Genomic DNA, 16,874 nt, shown 5'->3' with positions numbered 1-16,874 from the left:
CACCATGCAGTCGAAAATTCCCGCAACTGTCGTCACCGGGTTTCTTGGAGCCGGCAAGACCACCCTCATCCGCCATATGCTGGAAAACGCAAACGGGCGCCGCATTGCTTTGATCATCAATGAGTTCGGCGACCTTGGCGTCGATGGTGGCATCCTGAAGGGCTGCGGTATCGAAGGTTGTGCCGAGGAAGACGTGATGGAGCTATCAAACGGCTGCATCTGCTGCACCGTGGCTGAGGATTTCATTCCAACGCTTGAAAAACTGCTCGACCGCCCAGATGCACCAGACCACATCGTGATCGAAACCTCCGGACTGGCCCTGCCCCAGCCTTTGGTCCGTGCCTTTAGCTGGCCAGAGATTTCCACCCGCGTGACCGTGGACGGCGTTGTGACCGTGGTCGATGGCAAGGCCGTTTCCGAGGGCCGGTTTGCCCATGACGTGGCCGCTGTCGACGCTCAGCGTGCTCAGGACGAAAACCTAGACCATGAAACACCGCTGTCAGAGCTTTTTGAAGATCAGGTCTCCTGTGCTGATATGATCGTCGTGAACAAATCCGACCTTCTGGGAGCGGATGAGGCCAACACATTGGTGGGTCAGCTGCGCTCTGAAAGCCGCGATGGCGTTCAGGTGGTGAAATCCACTATGGGTGCGCTGCCTGTGGATGTGCTGCTGGGTCAGGGCGTCGGTGCCGAGACGGACATGGACGCCCGCCATGAACATCACCACCATCATCATGACGATGATCACCACGACGACCATGACCATCATCACCACGATCACGACCACGATGCGTTTGAATCGTTTGTCGTCACCCGGTCTGAGATCAGCGATCCAAATGCTTTTGCCGAACAGGTGGCGGACGTGATCCGCACGCATGATATCCTGCGCCTCAAGGGTTTCGCGGCGGTATTGGGGAAACCCATGCGGCTCACCTTGCAGGCTGTCGGCCCCCGCGTGGAAACTTATTTCGACCGTCCCTTTGGCGCAGAGGCCCGCGAAACAAGGTTGGTGGTCATCGGCCAATCGGGACTTGACCGTGCGGCCATTGAAAAAGCGCTGGCCGCGTGACGCTCATTATTGAACCAGCGGATCCACGCACGGATGGCCCACGTGCGCTGCTCGAAGCAAGCCACGACCTGATGCGCACCAACTTTCCGCCCGAGGACAACTATTTCCTCGACATTGATGATCTGTGCGAGCCGGATGTCTATTTCTTTGCCGCCCGCATTGGCGACACCACACTGGGCACAGGGGCGCTGGCTGCAAAGGATGACTATGGCGAGGTGAAGTCGATGTTCACTGCCGACGGCGCACGCGGCAAAGGTGTGGCCGCAGCCCTTTTGCGTCAGATCGAGGATCAGGCGCGTGCACTCAACCTGCCTGTTCTGCGCCTGGAAACCGCAGAACTGCTATCCGCAGCCATGCGTTTATACGAGCGCCACGGTTTTACCCGTTGCGATATCTTTGGCGACTACAGACCCAATGAAACCTCGGTCTTTATGGAAAAGCCGTTAACCTGATGCATTTGCTTGCCGCCACACCCGGAGCGATTGATGACGGGAAAGAACCCGTCGATCTAAACCAGAGTCCGGCTGAGGTCATATTTATCTCTGCCGCAGATACTGAACTTGCCGCCTTGTCCGAAGCACGCGCTGAAATGGAAGCTGCGCCAAGCCTCAGGCTTGCAAATCTCACTCACCTGCAACACCCGATGTCTGTCGACCTGCATCTGGATACATGTGCGACGAAATCCCGCCTGGTCGTCGCTCGTGTTCTGGGAGGGGTCGGATACTGGAAATACGGGGCCGAACAATATGCCGCACGCCTGCATGAGGCCGAAGTAAAGCTGGCGCTTTTGCCCGGTGACGACAAACCGGATGACGACCTGCGCAGCCTGTCAACAGTTTCTGACGCCGACTACGACGCGCTTTGGGCTTATCTGGTTGAGGGAGGCCCGGCAAACACCGCAAATTTCCTAAGCTATGTAAACACCATGCTGAATGGCGGTGAAAAACCTGCCGCCGCTTCCCCGCTCTTGCGCGCGGGCGTCTACTGGCCTGGAAGTGGTCTGGCTGATCTCAAAACGGCGCAAGATGCGTGGGCCAAAAACGCACCCATTGTGCCAATCATCTTTTATCGCGCCTTGGTCCAGGGCGCAGGCCTCAATCCCATAAACCGGCTCACCCGGTCCCTGTTGCGGGCCGGCTTGAACCCGCTGCCCGTTTTTGTCGCCTCCCTGAAAGACCCGGTCTCGGTCGCCACGCTTGATCAGCTGTTCCTGGCCGCAGCGCCAAGCGTGATCCTCAACGCCACGTCCTTTGCGGTGGGGTCCCCACATGCCGGAGATGACAGTCCGACAAACCCGCTTGCCATGCCGTCGGCCAACGGCGCACCAGTGTTTCAGACCGTTCTGGCCGGGTCCTCAGAAGAGGCATGGGCCGAAGGGCTCACAGGCCTCAGTGCCCGTGACATCGCCATGAACGTGGCCCTGCCCGAGGTCGATGGCCGCATCCTGTCCCGCGCCATCAGCTTCAAGGGTGAAGCATTTTACGATGACGCTACTCAATGCCCAATTGCCACGTACCATGCGCAAGGCAACCGGATTGAATTTGTGACTGCGCTGGCCAAAAACTGCGCCACATTGCGCCAGACCCCTGCCACTGACCGTAAAGTCGCACTTGTCCTTGCTAACTACCCGAACAAGGACGGGCGCCTCGCCAATGGCGTGGGCTTGGATACGCCTGCGGGCACTGTCCACGTATTGGCTCTGCTCAAGAACGCAGGCTACCAGATTGACCAGGCCCCTGAGGATAGCGATACACTGATGCAGGCCATAATGAATGGCCCTACGAACTGGCTCACAGATCGCGCCGATAAATCAGGCGGCGAAACCCTCCCCCTCGACACGTATCTCGAATATTTCAACGCCCTGCCCTGGGCGCTCAAGGGAAAGATCACCGATCGCTGGGGCACGCCAGAAGAAGACCCATTCTTCTTGCCGGAAATATCCCCGCCGGAGGCACCCGCCGCAGGCGGGTTCAAACTCTCTGTTCTGACCTATGGCAACGCGGTTGTCGGCATTCAACCTGCTCGCGGGTACAATATTGATCCCACCGATACGTACCACTCACCTGACCTTGTCCCACCGCACAACTACCTCGCCTTCTACTTCTGGATACGTCACCATTTTGGCGCGCAGGCCATTGTGCATATGGGCAAACACGGCAATCTGGAGTGGCTTCCGGGCAAAGCGCTGGCGCTCTCTGAGACCTGCTGGCCCGAGGCCATCTTCGGCCCCACACCACATATCTACCCCTTCATCGTGAATGACCCCGGAGAAGGCACTCAGGCCAAGCGCCGCGCACAGGCGGTGATCGTCGATCACCTGACCCCGCCGCTCACCCGCGCAGAAACCTATGGCCCTTTGCGCGATCTTGAAGCATTGGTCGATGAGTATTACGAGGCCGCAGGCGTCGATCCACGCCGTATCACGCATCTTCGTCGTGAAATCCTTTCGCTGACCTCTGCGACCGGTCTGGACGTGGATGTCGGTATCAAGGGTGAAGATGAAGACGCTGATCTGGCCAAGCTCGACGCATATCTGTGTGAGTTGAAAGAAGCACAGATACGCGACGGGTTGCACGTGTTCGGCCAGTCACCAACCGGGCGCCAGTTTCTGGACCTCACCATTGCCTTGGCACGCATCCCGCGCGGGGATGGACAGGGGGAAACGCCTCCCTCTTGCGGGCTATGGCAGAGGACCTCGAACTTGATTTCGATCCGCTGGATTGCGACATGGCCGCTCCTTGGACAGGACCAAAACCAAAGGCATTGGCAACTCTAAGCGGTGAACCCTGGCGCAGCCACGGCGACACGGTTGAACGGCTCGAGCTCCTGGCACTTGAGCAATTTCAGGACGTGGCACATCACCCCGGGCCCGCCACCGCAGCGGTGATGCAGGAGATTGCGCAGCACATCTGCCCCAGCTTGGGCCAGTGCGGTGCTGAGGAAGGTGCAAACCTGCTCAAAGCTCTGGATGGGCAGGCCATCCCACCCGGTCCCTCAGGTGCCCCAACAAGAGGCCGTCTCGACACGCTGCCCACAGGGCGGAACTTTTACTCCGTCGACAGCCGCGCCGTGCCCACGCCAACCGCCTGGACGCTGGGATGGAAATCCGCCAACCTGCTGATCGAAAAACACCTGCAAACCCACGGAGATTGGCCACGCACAATGCTGATCACCGCCTGGGGCACGGCCAATATGCGCACCGGCGGAGACGACATCGCACAGGCCATGGCGCTTTTGGGCGTGAAACCCAAATGGGATGCCGCCAACCGCCGTGTCACCGGGTTCGAGATCTTGCCAGAAAGCGTCTTGGGCCGCCCGCGTGTGGATGTGACCCTGCGCATTTCCGGCTTTTTCCGCGATGCGTTCCCGCAACTCATCGCGCTTTTTGACAGTGCCGCGCGTGCGGTACAAGCGCTGGACGAGGGCGAAGACCAAAACCCCGCAGCCGCCCGCACCCGCGCCGGTGAGGCACAATCGCGTATCTATGGCTCCAAGCCGGGAGCCTACGGCGCTGGCCTGCAGGCGATGATCGACGAACGTCTCTGGGGTAACAAGGCGGATCTGGCAGAGGCCTATCTCACATGGGGCTCTTACGCCTACGGTGCCAAGGAAGAAGGCACACCGGATCGCGCCGGTTTTGAAACACGTCTGAGCCAAACCGAAGCGATTGTCCAAAACCAGGACAACCGCGAACACGACCTTCTGGACAGCGATGATTATTATCAGTTTGAAGGCGGGGCCGCCGCCGCCGTCGCCACCCTCCAAGGCCAAGACCGCCCGATTTATCACAATGACCATTCCCGCCCCGAACGCCCTGTGATCCGCACACTGGATGATGAGATTGCGCGCGTCGTCCGCTCGCGCGTGGTGAATCCGAAATGGATCAACGGGGTCAAGCGTCACGGCTACAAGGGCGCCTTCGAGATTGCCGCCACCGTTGATTACCTCTTTGCCTTCGCCGCCACGACCGGTGCTGTGAAAGGCCACCATTTCGACATGGTCGAAGCGGCCTTTCTGGAAGATGAAGAGACGCGCGACTTCATCGCAAACCACAACGCACCGGCCCTGCGTGAGATCGCCGAGCGGCTGCAAGAGGCTATCGACCGGGGGCTCTGGACCCCGCGCTCAAACTCGGCACGCGCACGCATCGGATCTCTTCGCGCACCCGAAGGAGTCGCCTCATGAGCACCAAAGGCCATTGCCTTTGCCGCAAGATCACCTTCGAGATGACCGGTCCTCCTAACTGGGTCGGCCATTGCCACTGCGACAGTTGCAGACGAAGCGCCGGAGCCCCCTTGGTCACATTTGTCGGCCATCCCAACGGGCACTGGCGCTGGACGGGTGAAACACCAACGGTCTACGAATCTTCTCCGGGAAATTTCCGCCATTTCTGCAGCACCTGTGGCGCGTCGGTGGCGTACAGCTCGACCCGCTATCCAAATGAACTCCACTTTCATGCAAGCTTGCTGGATGACCCCTCAAAGCTCACGCCACAAGAAATCTACCACGCCGACGAGCGCCTGCCCTGGATGCCAGAGGATTTTCCGGGATGCGCGCAGGACAAAGCCTGAATTCCACTTGCACCAGCGGTAAGCTGAGCGCAGTTTCATCAAGATCACCAAGGAGCACGCCATGACCGACGATCCAGACCGCCACGCAATGAAAATGGCCAAAAAGAAAGCCGCGCGCGACAAGATCATGGCCACAAAAACCGATCAAAAGGGCCTGATCATCGTGCACACCGGCAAAGGCAAAGGCAAATCCTCCGCCGCCTTTGGCATGATCTTTCGCTGCATCGCCCATGACATGAAATGCGCCGTCGTGCAGTTTATCAAAGGCGGCATGTCCACCGGTGAGCGCGATCTGATCCTGTCAAAATTCTCCGACACTTGTGCCTTCCACACGATGGGCGAAGGCTTTACCTGGGAAACCCAGGACAAAACCCGCGACACCGAAATGGCCCAGGCGGCCTGGGCCAAGGCCAAGGACCTGATCCGCGATGAAAGCAACAAGATGGTGCTTCTCGATGAGATCAATATCGCCCTGCGCTATGACTACCTCGACATCAACGAGGTGGTTGCGTTCCTGCAGTCGGAAAAGCCTGAAATGACCCATGTCGTCCTCACAGGCCGCAACGCCAAGGACGAACTGATAGAAGCGGCTGACCTTGTGACAGAAATGGAACTGGTCAAACACCCGTTCCGCTCTGGCATCAAAGCGCAGATTGGCGTGGAGTTTTAGGGTAGAAGGCTGGTTTGCGGACAAACCAGGCATTCGCGATACAAACTTAAATGTCCGGTTCAAATTTGGTTGTGGCTAGAACCGCATCGGTCAAAATTGAGCTTCAATTCTGAACTATCCACTGCGGTCCTTGGCAACGATGAGCCGCAAGTCCACAAGTGTCTCATTGGACGAGAAAACTGCATTTCTAAAAACATTTAGCTGTCGTGATAGTTCTCGACAAGATGGCAATCAGCTCCCAGTCCCTATTCATCCTTCCGAAATTGCCGATCCAACTATCTCACAAATCTGAACCTTAAGGGGCAAATGAGATTGTTCCCGCATGATGAGACGGTGATGAGTTTCCATCTATCCTTTTTGTGCCTTGAAACTGTCCCTGTCAGGGGTGCAACATCAGAGATATGGAAGACGGCAGGAAAAACCTGTCTGATTGACAATGGTTGGTGAACCTCTTCACAAGCAGGCAAATGCCCGCGGAGGATTGATTGCAGGAGATGATCGTTCCAAACTTGGAAAACCAGTTGCTGAGCATTTCCAGACTCGCCCGGATTATCGACGAAAGTCAGAACACTGAAGAAACCTATCAGCTGCTGACCCAAGGCGTTTGCGCGCATTCGAAATGGGATATTAGCAGCATTCAGGTTCTCGATCTGGATGCGGGTCTTGCCATCCCTATCGTTCGCCATGATCCGTTTTTCGGAGGAGACCTAAGCCGGGTTCCTGGTTGGGATGCGCGGTGCAGCCCGGTCCGTCAGGTATTGGAGGCCGGAGAGCCATTCATCATGCGGGACACGGCAGCGCAGAACGATGTTCCAAACTTTCGCGACGACGCACTACGCCGCCGCTATCACACGGCGGTTATGATCCCCCTTGATGTTCAGGATGCCGAACAAAGGCCCATGGTCTACTCGGTTGCGGCCCGCAGGGTTGTCGATGTCGACGAGGCCGATCTTGGGTTCCTGCAATGTGTCGCGGAGCTCACCAACATCGCCATTCGGAAGATTCGCAAACTAGAGAACGAACGACTTCAGGCACAGCGGCTAAAAGCGATCCTGGAAAACATGACGGCATCGCTTGACAATTCATTGGATTCCGAGGCCACCGATACATTGGCCGGGGGGCTAAGCGGCCTGTTTCCGGCGGGTTGGCTGGCGGTCGATTTGACGTCGGGGCGCGGCCTTTTTGACCCGGACACTCCACCGCCCATTCCAATGGGAACAACACGCCGCGTCTCGGACGATTTGCTTCGCGCGGCCATCGCGGCCAAGGAACATGCCAGCGAGGAATTGGTGGAACTGTATATTGGCCGCTCTAGAATACGGTCTGAAATCAGCGCCTTGCAGATTGACGGCAATCATGTCGGTGCGTTGTTCTTCTTTGGCGCCTCTGGTCTGAGCGATCATGAAAGGATTGCGGCCAAGGCGGGCCGGCTGGCGCTGTCATCGTTTATTTTGCGCAGCTTTATCGAGTTCAGATCGCGCAGGGTGACGGCCCGGCGATTGCTATCAAGACTGCTAAGCGGAGACTGGCGTGACCGTGAGGAAATGCTGAACGAAGCGCATATGCTGGATTTCGATCTGCAAACCCCGATGCGACTGATCATGATTGACCTGCCGACGGGCGACTCTGTCGATGAGGGCATGCACAGCTTTGTCCAACGCAGCGCACAGTTGGTGTTCGGTCCGGTCATATCCTGCTTTCTGGATAATGGACTGGTGCTTTTGCTGGGCGATGACAAGGACAAGGCCCCGGATCGCAGGGTGACGTTTCTGTCGCGCATTCGAACGGTCTTGCCGGACAGTGCGGTCCTGGTGATGTCGGACCGGCTGGTCGATATCGCGGATCTTCCCAATGCAAGACAGACCTGCGTCAACACGATGGAAGTGGCCCGCTCGATGCAGATTGAGGGATGGATCAGCCCGGTGAACATGGGTGACTTTCCTCTTTTGATGGCCTCTGCGGATTTGTCGAGAATCCAAACATTTCTGGACAGCGTGCTGCCCAGGGCGCTGTCAGGGTCATCGCGCAAGGCTCAGGTTGCGCGTGAGACCATAGACGTGTTCCTGCGCGTGGGCCGAAGGTATCAGGAGGCCGCAGACACCTTGGGCATCCATGTCACGACGTTGCGCTACCGATTGGATCAGTTGCAGGATCAACATGGGATTGATTTCAACGATTCGGACAAATGCTTCGAGATGGATCTGGCAATTCGCCTCTCAAAGATTCAAAATTCCTATAAAACACAGGAAAAATAAACTTTGATCTAAATCAAACCGGTGGAAGCCACACCGCCGCCCTGCCTATTAGTCTCGAATTGGACAGCAGGGGAAAACGTTTCCATGGCAGCACAGAAGGATGGTGAACGGAGCGATCAAAGGCTGCGCTTGCGGCAGGCTTTTGGCAGTTTCGCGACGGGGGTGACCGTGGTCACATCCCGAACATCCGAAGGTGCACCGGTGGGCTTCACGGCCAATTCCTTTACCTCGGTTTCACTGGAACCGCCCCTTCTGTTGGTGTGCCTTGCCAAGACCTCGTCCAATATCGGTCATTTCTCCCAGGCCGGTCACTTTGCGGTGAATATTCTTGGCGAGGCACAAAAGGGCATTTCCAACCGCTTTGCCAGTCGCGTACCCGACCGGTTTGCCGATGTGATCTGGCGGAGCAGTGCATTGAAAAACCCGTTGATCGACGGGGCCGTCGCCTGGTTCGACTGTGAAACCGACAACGTGGTGGACGCCGGTGATCATGTCGTCCTGATCGGGCGGATTGCAGGCTTTGATCAGACGGACGGACGGCCACTGGCCTACTTGAGGGGTCATTATCTCGATCTGGGCCTGGCCGAGACCGCCGCGGAATCCGTGTCACATCACGGGGGCGTCCGGGTGGGGTGCCTACTGAATTGCCAGGGGCAGGTCCTGCTGCGCCAAACGTCCGAAGGTTGGGGGCTGCCGATGGGGGCGGCGCGCCCGGGGTTTCGCGAAGGCCGAACCGCACTGGAAGATACTCTGTGCCAATCCGGCATCCGTGCCGAACTAGGCTTTCTCTATTCAGTGTTCGACGCCCCATCAGGCAATGCGACCTGGCTGATCTTTCATGGCGACATGGAGGACGGGCCATTGTCCGACGATCTGCGGCTGTTTCCGGTACAGGACCTTCCTTTGCAGGATGTGACACTTCGACCAGTGCGATCGGTTCTGCGGCGCTATCAATCTGAATTCCGCGAGGCGCGGTTCGGTCTTTACGTCGATGGGTCAAAAAGCGCCGGACAGATCAACCCGATTGATCGCAACGCCACCCCCTGGAGCAAACTGATGAACGAGCAGGAGAATATCGCGTGAGCGCAATTACCGTGGCACACATGCAGGACACCTGCCTTCCCATCAGCATCGGCGGAGCTTATCGCGCATCTGATGGCCCCGAGATCGACTGTTACGATCCGACAACGGGACAGGTTTGGTGCCGGATATCAGATTGTACAGACGCCGAGGTCGATGCCGCCGTCACCGCCGCTGGCGCCGCAATGCGCGATCCGGTCTGGCGCGATATCACGCAAAGCCAGCGTGGCCTGCTGATGCAAAGGCTGGCCGAGATCCCGGAACAAAACATCGACCGGATCGCCGAGATCGAGGTCAAGGATAACGGCAAACTGCTGCGCGAAATGCGTGCCTTGGCCCAGGCGCTGCCTGTGGGCCTGCGGTACTTTGCCGGGATGGCAGACAAGATCGAGGGCACGACGATCCCCGTGAACAAGCCCGACATGTTGAATTTCACCGTGCGCGAAGCTTTGGGCGTCATCGGTGTGATCATCCCTTGGAATTCACCGCTTTATATGATGGTCCGCGCCATTGCCCCGGCTCTGGCCTGCGGCAACACGGTGGTGGTCAAACCGTCCGAACATGCCTCCGCCGGGGCTGTGGCCTTTGCCGAAATGGTGACCGAGGCCGGTTTCCCTGACGGTGTTTTCAACGTGGTTACCGGCTATGGACACAGCGCGGGCAACGCCCTGATCACCCATCCCGGCATTGCCAAGATCGATTTTACCGGCGGGCCCGCCACCGGCCGGGTGATCGCCCGGAACGCCGCCGATACGCTAACACCCTCTTCGCTGGAACTGGGCGGAAAATCCCCACATGTGGTTTGTGACGATGCCGATCTGGATGCCGCTGCCAACGGTGTCGTGGCAGGTATTTTCGCAGCCGCCGGGCAGACGTGCGTCGCAGGCTCACGCTGTTTCGTGCAGGAGACCGTCTATGAAGAGGTCGTGGCACGCATCGTCGAGAAAGCCCGCGCTATTAAAATCGGCGATCCGCGGCGTGATGACGTGCAACTTGGACCATTGGCCCTTTGGAGCCAGGTCGAAAAGGTGGCCGAATTCGTTGAAAGCGCCAAATCACAAGGCGCAACACTGGCCTTTGGTGGCGGGCGGCCCGAGGGGCTGGGCGATGGCTGGTATGTGGAACCCACGGTCTTCACCGATGTCACCAACGACATGCGCATCGCCCGCGAAGAGATTTTCGGTCCGGTGCTGGCTATCCTGAAATTCAGCGACGAAGATGACCTTCTTCAGCAGGCCAATGACAGCGATTTCGCGCTGGCCTCGGGCATCTGGACGCAAAACATCAACCGCGCGCTGCGCTTCATGCGCAGGATCGAGGCCGGAATGGTCTGGATCAACACCTACCGCAGCCCCTCTGTGATGTCGCCTGTCGGTGGCTTCAAGGCCTCGGGTTACGGCAAACACAACGGCTTTGCCGCTATCGAAGAGTACAGCCGCATCAAGACGGTCGTGATCGACTATTCCGGCGCCCAGCAGGACGCCTTTGTGATGCGCATCAACAAATAGGACACAACATGAAGTTCTCCATCGTCGTTAATATGGCCCGTTTCGATACGACTAAATCCATGGAGGAGGTCGCGGCAGAAGCACTCGAGCTGGTCAAAATTGCGGATCAGGCCGGATTCGATATCATCTGGACGGCCGAACACCACACAATCGAACTGACCATTTCTCCCAACCCGTTCCAACTGTTGGCGCATTGGGCCAATCACACCCAGAATGCCCGGCTTGGCACCGCGGTGGTTGCAGCACCATACTGGCATCCCATCCGCCTGGCTGGTGAGGCCGCGATGTGTGACATCCTCACCGGTGGCCGGCTAGAGCTTGGCCTGGGCCGCGGAGCCTATCAGTACGAGTTTGACCGCATGGCGGGTGGTATGCCCCAGGGCGAAGGCGGGCGTTACCTGCGCGAGATCATCCCGGCGGTTCAGCGGCTTTGGGAGGGCGACTATGCCCATGTTGGCGAATTGTGGAACTTTCCCTCGGTGGCCTGTGTCCCCAAACCAATCCAGAAAGCACCGCCCATGTGGGTGGCCGCACGCGACCAGAACACGTTTGAATTCGCACTGTCCAACAACTGCAACGTCATGTCCACGGCCCTGCGCAAGGATTTCGGCGAGGTCGAGGATCTGATCTCCAAGTTTGACGCCGCCAGGGCCGCTGCTGGAAACGCCGCACATCTTGCCCATGCAACGCTGCGGGTCTGCTGTGTCTATGACGATCCGGGTGTTCTGGAAACTGCCGTCAAATCGGCCATCAATTTCGGGCGTAATTTTGAAAACCTGTTCAAGAACTCGGGCTCGGTGACCAATGGTTTCCCGGAACCGGTGGACTTCGACACAGTTGCCGCTCGGGGCGAGTACCAGCCGGAAAACCTCAGGGATAACCTTTTATTCGGTACGCCGGACGAGGTGATCGAGAAACTAGAACGCTACCAGACTGCCGGGATCGACCACATCATGATCGGCCCGACCTTCGGCTTGCCGCACCAGGATGCCGCGCGCACGATTGAATTGTTTGGCGAGCGCATCATCCCTCACTTCAAGACCAAGGATTTGGCCGCCTGAATGCGGCCAGTCCCCTAACCCAAGAACAGTCAACCAATAGGGAGCTAAACCATGACTGACCAAACCAAATTGGCGGGACTGAGCCGCCGTAAATTCCTGACCACGTCGCTTTATGCCTCGGCATCGGTGGCGGCCCTGGGCATCGGAACCCGGTCTGCCCACGCCGCGGTCGATTTGTCGGGCCGCGAGATGGTCTTTGCCAGCTGGGGCGGCAGCTATCAGGCCGCCCAAGAAACAGCATACTGCAACCCGTTCATGGAAGCCACCGGCGCCACGGTCATCCAAGATGGCCCGATGAACGGATCCAAACTGCGCACCATGGTCGAGGCCGGCGCGCCGATCTGGGATACGGTGGATGTGACCGACACCTTCCTCGTGGCCAATGAAGAGCTGTTCGAGGATCTCGATTTTGACATTGTCGACGCCAGCCCGCTGGATCAGGCCTATGTGCACCAGAAAGGCATCGGCTGTATCATCTGGTCCTACAACGTGGCCTTCAACACCGATGTGGTGGGCGAAAACACTCCGCAGAACTGGGCCGATGTCTTTGACGTCGAGAAGTTCCCGGGCAAGCGGGCGTTGCGCGATCGTGTCTATCCGATGATGGAGATTGCCCTGATGGCCGATGGTGTGGCCAGAGAGGATCTGTATCCTCTGGATGTCGACCGGGCCTTTGCCAAGCTCGACACGATCAAGGACCACGTGATCTGGTACACCTCCAACTCGGCCGCACAACAATTGTTCGTCGATGGCGAGGTGGGTGTTGGCGTTTTGCTCAACGGCCGGACATTCGACGTCTTCAAAAAGGGCGCTCCGGTGAACCTGACCTGGGAACAGAACATCCGTTCGATCGACTATCTGGTGATCCCGAAAGGTGCGCCAAACGCCGAAGTCGCCCAGCATTTCATGAATGCAACCGTCGATGCCGACAATCAGGCACTGATGGCGAATACGCTGGCCTATGCACCCTGCAATCCGGCGGCCTTTGACATGATCGAAGACGATGTTCTGCCCTGGCTGGCAACAACCCAGGAAAACGCCGACAAGGGTATCCTGATCAACGCCGAATACTGGCGCGACAACCTGGCAGAGATGACCGAACGCTGGACCGAATGGAAGCTTTCGTGATCTGACTGCGATACCGGAGACGCTGTGCGATGTCCTTCAAAGATCGTAACATATGGCTGCTGATGCCGGCATTGCTGCTGATTGGGATCTGCTTTCTGTATCCCGTCAGTTGGCTGTTACAGCGCAGCGTCTCTGAACCCGTCTGGGGTCTGCAAAACTATTTCACCATCTTTTCCAAGACGATCTATCTGGGCGTCTTGTGGAACACGGTGGCAATTGCAGGTGCCACGACAATCCTTTGCGCACTCATTGGGTTTCCGGTGGCCTATTCCATGGTCCATTCCAGCCCCTGGGTGCGCAAAATTCTGATCTTTTCCGTGCTTATCCCCTTTTGGACCTCGATCCTGGTGCGCAGTTTTGCCTGGCTTGTGATCCTGCAACGAGGTGGCATCATAAATGATGTTCTGATCGGTGTCGGTATGATGGCCGAACCGCTGGACCTAGTTTACAATCGGTTTGGCGTGCTGTTGGGCATGGTGCAGGTGCTCTTGCCCTTTGTGGTCTTTCCGCTGTTTTCGGTGATGGCTCGGATCGACGGATCATTTGTGCGGGCGGCCAACAATCTTGGGGCCACGCCGATCCGCGCATTCTTTCGCGTCTATCTGCCGCTTTGCCTTCCGGGGCTGTTGACCGGTGCCATGCTGGTGTTCATCATCGCGCTTGGGTATTTCATCACCCCGGCCCTGTTGGGCGGACGTGGCGACATCATGATCGCGCAACTGATCTTTGAACGCATCGACGAATTTGGCGACTGGCCGCTGGCCTCTGCTCTGGCGATCGTCCTGCTGGTGGGCACCGGCCTGTTGTTCCTGCTGATCAACGCCCTGCTCAAAATCCGGGGAGGGCGTATCTGATGCTGTTCCATTCCGAGAAATTCTGGATCGGACTGCGTGGCGTAATCAACGTGCTCTTGGTGGTCTACATGCTGGCGCCGCTGGTGGTGACACTGGTGATTTCGTTCAGCTCGGCCCTGTACCTGACTTTTCCGCCGCCCGGGTTTTCTTTGCAGTGGTACGAAAAGATGTTTTCGAACCCAACCTGGACCAGAACATTATGGACTTCGGTCAAAATCCTGATACCGGCGGCCATCCTGGCCACGGTCTTTGGCACGGCGGCCGCCCTGGCACTCAGCCGGATGGAGAGCCGCTGGGCAGTGGCAATTCGCGGCCTGTTGATGGCGCCGCTGATCATCCCTGTGATCATCACTGCCGCGGCAATCTTTGGCGTGTTCCGCATCTGGGGCCTTTACGGTACATTGTCGGGGCTCGTCATCGCGCATGTCATCCTAACCTTGCCCTTCGTGCTATCCACGGTCAGCGCCAATCTGGCCGTCTTTGACCGGCGACTGGAGGATGCCGCCAGCAATTGTGGTGCGCCGCCCTGGACCGCGTTCCGCCGCATCACCCTGCCACTGATATCACCGGCGGTTATGTCGGGCATGCTTTTTGCAATGGTGATCTCGTTTGATGAACTGATCGTGTCACTGTTCCTGTCTACCCCCCGGGTGCGGCCTGTGACTGTGCAGATGTGGTCGAATATCAAGGGTGACACCGACCCGACCATTGCCGCGATAGCCACTGTCCTGTTCCTCTTTTCACTTTTCGCCCTGCTGATGGATGGATTGGCACGCCGCCGTTCAGGCCGGGCGCCCGGATTGTAAGGATCCCGCGATGACTGAACCGATCTTGAAACTGTCCGATATCGGCAAGGCCTATGGTCCCGTTGATGCCGCCAAGGACATCAACCTTGACGTTGCTCCGGGCGAATTCGTGACATTTCTTGGTCCGTCGGGGTCGGGCAAGACCACGACATTGATGATGGTGGCCGGGTTCACCGAACCGACCGAGGGGCATATCCACCTTCAGGGCAAGCCGCTTGATCCGATTCCGGTCTGGAAACGTGATATCGGAATGGTGTTTCAGCACTACGCTCTGTTCCCGCATATGTCCGTGGCCCAAAACGTGGCCTTCCCCCTCGAAATGCGTGGCGTGCCCAAGGCCGACAGGCGGCGGCGCGTGGACGAAGCGCTTGAAATGGTGGGGCTGGCCGGAATGGGGCTGCGTCTGCCCAAGGAACTGTCGGGGGGCCAGCAACAGCGTGTCGCTCTGGCCCGTGCAATGGTGTTCAAGCCAAGCCTCTTGCTGATGGACGAACCATTGGGTGCGTTGGACAAGAAGCTGCGCGAACACATGCAGATCGAGATCATGCACCTGCACAAGAATCTGGGCGCGACTGTTCTGTATGTCACCCATGACCAGGAAGAGGCATTGGTCATGTCCGACCGGATCGCCGTATTCAATGACGGCCGCATCGAGCAGATCGGCAGCCCCCGAGACCTGTATGAAGCACCGGATACCAAATTCGTTGCCGATTTCATTGGCCAAACCAATTTTATCGCCGGTTCTGTCGAACAGATCACAGGCAAAACAGGGGCCGTTCGTGGGCTGCGGGGACAGCTGAGCCGCGACTTGCCCGAAGGATCGGGCGCTGTTCTTGCTGTGCGCCCGGAACGTTTGCATGTCGTGGGTGACGCGACCGTGGCCGGTGATGACAACATGCTGAGCGGCACTGTCAAAGAGCTGATCTATCTGGGCCAGTCACGCAAAGCAGTGATTGCACTGGAGGACGGCACCGAAATCATCGCGCTGGAACAGGCCGCTCAGGCTGAGGCCACTGCGCTTGAAATCGGGGCCCAGGCGACGCTGAGTTTCCGCTCGCAGGATGCGAGGATCCTGGCGGATGTATGAACTCAGCGGGTCGGTTGCTCTGAACTATCGCGATGAGGGTGAGGGCGCACCGGTGCTATTTGTACACGGTGTCGGCGCAGATCTCGAAAGCTGGGATGGCGTGCTGCGAAATCTGTGCCCGGGGCGTCGCTATCTTCGCTATGATCAGCGCGGGCACGGACAATCGCGCCGCACGCCGGGGCCATACACGCTGCAAGATCTCAGCGGCGACGCAGTGGCCCTGCTCGATCATCTGGGCGTGGAATGCGTGTCGGTCGTGGGGTTTTCACTGGGCGGGTTGGTGGCCCAGGCCATTGCTCTCGACCATCCCGAACGGGTGCAATGCCTGACGCTGATCTCAACCGTCGCCGGGCGCACACCACAAGAGCAGATCCGCGTCAATGAACGGGCCGAAACCCTGGCGCGTGAAGGGGCCACTCGCCATCTGGCCAACGCGGTCGACCGCTGGTTCACGCCAGAGTTCGTTGTGGCCCATCCCGAAGTGCTTGAGGCGCGCCGGCAAAAATCGTTGCAGAACGATCCCGAATGCTATGTCGCCGCCTACCGCGTGCTGGCAGGCAGCGATCTGGGTGACCACCTGTACCGGGTGACCGCGCCCACCCTCATCATGACCGGTGAAAACGACATCGGGTCCAATCCACGCATGTCCGAATTTATCCATTCCCAGATTGCAGGATCACAGCTTCACATCCTGCCGCGTCTCAAACACTCAGTGCTGCTGGAGGCCCCGGAACAGATCGCAGCGCTCATTGACCCCTTCCTTGCCGAACATTGCGGCGCTTGAA

The 16,874-nt window shown here is 58.3% G+C and carries 13 protein-coding genes and 1 pseudogene; all 14 read left to right on the top strand.

What is annotated here, in order from left to right:
- Window positions 1-4: 4 nt before the first annotated feature.
- The 14 genes and pseudogenes from cobW (at window position 5) to RZS32_RS10240 (ending at window position 16,873) form a co-directional block, all read left to right on the top strand.
- A complete protein-coding gene (cobW, locus tag RZS32_RS10305) occupies window positions 5-1,069 on the top strand; it encodes a cobalamin biosynthesis protein CobW (RefSeq protein ID WP_317056895.1) in 1,065 nt (354 codons plus the stop codon).
- Window positions 1,066-1,521, top strand: a complete 456-nt coding sequence (locus RZS32_RS10300; protein WP_317056894.1) for a GNAT family N-acetyltransferase — start codon at window positions 1,066-1,068, stop codon at window positions 1,519-1,521. The genes cobW and RZS32_RS10300 overlap by 4 nt, the downstream gene beginning before the upstream one ends.
- Window positions 1,521-5,254, top strand: a pseudogene (gene cobN / locus RZS32_RS10295) (cobaltochelatase subunit CobN). Before RZS32_RS10300 ends, cobN begins: the two are co-directional and overlap by 1 nt.
- Complete coding sequence (locus tag RZS32_RS10290) at window positions 5,251-5,640, top strand: GFA family protein (protein ID WP_317056893.1); 390 nt, start codon at window positions 5,251-5,253, stop codon at window positions 5,638-5,640. Before cobN ends, RZS32_RS10290 begins: the two are co-directional and overlap by 4 nt.
- A gap of 61 nt (window positions 5,641-5,701) precedes the next feature.
- Window positions 5,702-6,310 carry a cob(I)yrinic acid a,c-diamide adenosyltransferase gene (gene cobO, locus RZS32_RS10285; protein WP_317056892.1) on the top strand — a complete coding sequence of 203 codons (609 nt, stop codon included), beginning with the start codon at window positions 5,702-5,704 and terminating at the stop codon, window positions 6,308-6,310.
- Between the two features lie 494 nt (window positions 6,311-6,804).
- Window positions 6,805-8,565 carry a helix-turn-helix domain-containing protein gene (locus tag RZS32_RS10280; protein WP_339106611.1) on the top strand — a complete coding sequence of 587 codons (1,761 nt, stop codon included), beginning with the start codon at window positions 6,805-6,807 and terminating at the stop codon, window positions 8,563-8,565.
- Window positions 8,566-8,649: 84 nt separating this feature from the next.
- Window positions 8,650-9,648, top strand: coding sequence for a flavin reductase (locus RZS32_RS10275; protein WP_317056889.1), 999 nt, complete (start codon window positions 8,650-8,652; stop codon window positions 9,646-9,648).
- Window positions 9,645-11,153: an aldehyde dehydrogenase gene (locus RZS32_RS10270; protein WP_317056888.1), complete on the top strand. Its 1,509-nt coding sequence runs from the start codon at window positions 9,645-9,647 to the stop codon at window positions 11,151-11,153. The genes RZS32_RS10275 and RZS32_RS10270 overlap by 4 nt, the downstream gene beginning before the upstream one ends.
- Window positions 11,154-11,161: 8 nt before the next feature.
- Window positions 11,162-12,214: an LLM class flavin-dependent oxidoreductase gene (locus tag RZS32_RS10265; protein WP_317056887.1), complete on the top strand. Its 1,053-nt coding sequence runs from the start codon at window positions 11,162-11,164 to the stop codon at window positions 12,212-12,214.
- 51 nt (window positions 12,215-12,265) lie between these two features.
- Window positions 12,266-13,342 carry an ABC transporter substrate-binding protein gene (locus tag RZS32_RS10260; protein WP_317056886.1) on the top strand — a complete coding sequence of 359 codons (1,077 nt, stop codon included), beginning with the start codon at window positions 12,266-12,268 and terminating at the stop codon, window positions 13,340-13,342.
- Window positions 13,343-13,371: 29 nt separating this feature from the next.
- Entirely contained in the window at window positions 13,372-14,196 is an 825-nt protein-coding gene (locus RZS32_RS10255) for an ABC transporter permease (RefSeq protein ID WP_339106610.1), read from the top strand.
- Window positions 14,196-15,002, top strand: coding sequence for an ABC transporter permease (locus RZS32_RS10250; RefSeq protein ID WP_317056884.1), 807 nt, complete (start codon window positions 14,196-14,198; stop codon window positions 15,000-15,002). The genes RZS32_RS10255 and RZS32_RS10250 overlap by 1 nt, the downstream gene beginning before the upstream one ends.
- 10 nt (window positions 15,003-15,012) lie before the next feature.
- Window positions 15,013-16,089: an ABC transporter ATP-binding protein gene (locus tag RZS32_RS10245; RefSeq protein WP_317056883.1), complete on the top strand. Its 1,077-nt coding sequence runs from the start codon at window positions 15,013-15,015 to the stop codon at window positions 16,087-16,089.
- Window positions 16,082-16,873, top strand: coding sequence for an alpha/beta fold hydrolase (locus RZS32_RS10240; protein WP_317056882.1), 792 nt, complete (start codon window positions 16,082-16,084; stop codon window positions 16,871-16,873). The genes RZS32_RS10245 and RZS32_RS10240 overlap by 8 nt, the downstream gene beginning before the upstream one ends.
- Window position 16,874 lies beyond the last annotated feature (1 nt).

The sequence above is a fragment of the Roseovarius sp. W115 genome (assembly GCF_032842945.2).
Lineage (GTDB): Bacteria > Pseudomonadota > Alphaproteobacteria > Rhodobacterales > Rhodobacteraceae > Roseovarius > Roseovarius rhodophyticola.
Note: the sequence above shows the minus strand (reverse complement) of the source record. Positions and strands in the feature narration are given on the sequence as shown.